Source organism: Variovorax sp. E3 (assembly GCF_016082275.1).
Lineage (GTDB): Bacteria > Pseudomonadota > Gammaproteobacteria > Burkholderiales > Burkholderiaceae_C > Variovorax.
The window spans coordinates 1-2,887 of the sequence record NZ_MOWM01000302.1 but is presented as its reverse complement, the minus strand read 5'-3'; the positions used below and the strand labels follow the sequence as shown (position 1 = coordinate 2,887).

The window sequence follows — 2,887 nt, the reverse complement described above, 5'->3', positions numbered from 1 at the left end:
CCCGGATAGGTCATCAGCTTGGAAACCCCGACCGGTCCAGGCCAACACTTCCAATGATTCCCGCGATATCACCGCGTGCGAGCGAGGAAGTCCGCCCCACTTGGGGAGGACGCGAGACGCGACATGCGACAAGCAGGTTGTGCGCGCCAACCGGGCCCACCCGAGAAGCCGGTAGACCCCGGCCGGGAGACGAGGTTGAAGACGCTTGATGTCACTCACTGACAAGCCAACAAGCCCTGGCTACGCCGCCTCGCATCGCGTGGTCAACCCCGAACATCATCAGGTCAGCCAAATGGGCATTGACCGTCTCGCGACTCATGCCCGATTGCACTCCAACGACTGCAAAGCTTGGTTTTGTGGCCAGACAAGGCTCGCTTAGGAAGTTTTCGCGTCGCCTGGAGATCGGCTGAACCAACCGAATTGAAGGCACAGCTCGCCGACGCCATGCTGCCGATTCACCGTCGACCACACGAACAATCTGGATTGACAACGGAAATGACAACGATATCATTTGCAAAGGCGGCACACGCACCCTACCGGCAATATAGCTATCCATAAGCCAATAAGAGCGTTCGTGCAAAATTGACAACGATATCAATTTGGCGCTCGATGCGCCGTTGGAGACTCTCCATGAAACGATTGCTGACGTCCATCGCGATCAGCGCCGCGGTTTTGAGCGCTAACGCTCAAAATTGGCCCGAGAAGTCCGTCACGCTCGTCGTGCCCTTTCCTGCCGGGGGCTCGACTGACCAAGTGGCGCGGGCCGTGGCGCCCAGGCTCACAGAGAAATTCAAGCAATCTTTCGTCGTGGACAACAAGGCAGGCGCAACTGGAACCATTGGCGCCACTTTCGTGAAGCGCGCGCCAGCAGATGGCTATACCTTCCTGGTCACCTCGCTGGGCCCGTTGGTGATCGTTCCGCACCTGATCAAGGGCCTCCAATACGATGCGCTGAAGGACTTCGACCTCATCACGGTCGCCGTAGCCTCACCCAACGTACTGGTGGTGCCTGCGAATTCACCCCACAAGAATGTTGCGGATGTCATCGCCTTTCAAAAAGCCAATCCGGGCAAGATGAGTTTCGCGTCCGCAGGCAGCGGCTCCAGCGACCACCTCACGGCGGAATTGTTCTGGCAACAAACAGGCACCAAGGGTATTCATGTTCCCTACAAGGGAGGCGCTCCGGCGCACACCGACCTGATGGGAGGGCAAGTGGATGCCTCGTTCCAGAACATCAATGCGGTGGCTCAATACATCAAGGGGGGCAAGATGCGCGCTTTGGCCATCACAAGTCCCAAGCGTTCGCCGATCCTGCCCGATGTCCCGACGCTGACGGAGGCTGGTGTCAGCAACGTCGAAGTTGCTTCCTGGCAAGCAATCGTCGCTCCCAAGGGCTTACCCCGCGCCCTGCGGGACAAGGCAAACGCGGCATTCGTGGAAGCGCTCAATGATCCGGCCGTGAAAGAGCAATTCACGTCCATCGGCTTTGAGATGGTCGCCAATACACCGGCCGAGTTCGCAGCCTTCCAGCAGAAGGAATATGCGAAATGGAAACAGGTCGTTGAGACCGGAAAAATTTCCATCGAGTAAGGCGTGCCAGGCCCGACGCCAGGGCCGCACCCGTTCGCGCCGTCCTGCGCGCAGCGCGCGTCACACTGTCCATACCCTTCGAGTCTCTCCACAATGTCGCACGACAGCATCGCCCACATCCGGCTTTCCTCCTGCTACCTGCCGCTGGCCAATCCGATCAGCGACGCCAAGGTACTGACCGGGCGACAGAAGCCCATGACCGAGATCGCGATGCTGCTTGCCGAGATCGAGACCCGGGACGGCGACAAGGGCCTGGGCTTTTCGTACGCCAAGCGCGCGGGAGGCCCCGGCCAGTTCGCACATGCCAGGGAGGTCGCGCCCGCCCTGATCGGCGAGGACCCCAGCGACATCTCCAGGCTTTGGACCAAGTTGTGCTGGGCCGGTGCGTCGGTGGGCCGCAGCGGCCTGGGCGTACAGGCTTACGGCGCCTTCGACGTTGCGCTCTACGACCTCAAGGCCCGCCGCGCCGGGCTGTCGCTGGCCAAGCTGCTGGGCTCACAACGCGACTCCGTGCGCTGCTACAACACCTCGGGCGGCTTCCTGCATACGCCTATCGATCAGCTGAAGGTGAACGCGGCCGCGTCCATTGAACGCGGCATCGGTGGTATCAAGCTGAAGGTCGGCCAACCCGACGGCAAGATTGACATTGAGCGTGTGGAAGCCGTGCGCCAGCACTTGGGCGACCACGTGCCGCTGATGGTAGACGCCAACCAGCAATGGGACCGCCCCAAGGCGCAGCGCATGTGCCGCATCTTCGAGCAGTACAACCTTGTCTGGATTGAGGAGCCGTTGGATGCCTACGACCACGAAGGCCATGCCGCGCTGGCTGCGACCTTCGACACGCCCATAGCCACCGGCGAGATGCTGACCAGTCTCACCGAGCACTATGACTTGATCCGCCACCGTGCGGCCGACTACCTGATGCCCGACGGCCCGCGCGTGGGCGGCATCACGCCCTTCCTCAAGATCGCCGCACTGGCCGAGCATGCAGGGCTCAGCCTGGGGCCGCATTTCGCGATGGAGTTGCACGTTCACCTGGGCGCGGTGTATGCCACTGAGCCTTGGGTCGAGCATTTCGACTGGCTGGAGCCGCTGTTCAACGAGCGTCTGGAAATCAGGGACGGCAGGATGCTGGTGCCTACGCGCCCCGGCCTGGGCTTGAGCCTGAGCGAACAGGCGCGCGCCTGGACGCGCGAGTCGGCGGAGATCGGCCAGCGCGCCTGAATCAGATTCGGCGCCGCGATAGAAACAGCCACCACGATGATCAGCGCCCCGCTCTACATCACCATGCACCCAG

General features: G+C 61.6%; 2 protein-coding genes. Both read left to right on the top strand.

The window, feature by feature from the left end; all coding sequences use genetic code 11:
• Nucleotides 1-630: 630 nt before the first annotated feature.
• Complete coding sequence (locus tag BMG07_RS40310; protein WP_198089161.1) at nt 631-1,590, top strand: tripartite tricarboxylate transporter substrate binding protein; 960 nt, start codon at nt 631-633, stop codon at nt 1,588-1,590.
• Between the two features lie 93 nt (nt 1,591-1,683).
• Complete coding sequence (locus BMG07_RS40305; RefSeq protein WP_198089160.1) at nt 1,684-2,814, top strand: mandelate racemase/muconate lactonizing enzyme family protein; 1,131 nt, start codon at nt 1,684-1,686, stop codon at nt 2,812-2,814.
• Nucleotides 2,815-2,887: the final 73 nt, after the last annotated feature.

What these genes read in the sequence shown, in the direction of transcription:
- BMG07_RS40310 (WP_198089161.1), top strand. Translation starts at nt 631, where the DNA reads ATGAAACGATTGCTGACGTCCATCGCGATCAGCGCCGCGGTTTTGAGC.
- BMG07_RS40305 (WP_198089160.1), top strand. Translation starts at nt 1,684, where the DNA reads ATGTCGCACGACAGCATCGCCCACATCCGGCTTTCCTCCTGCTACCTG.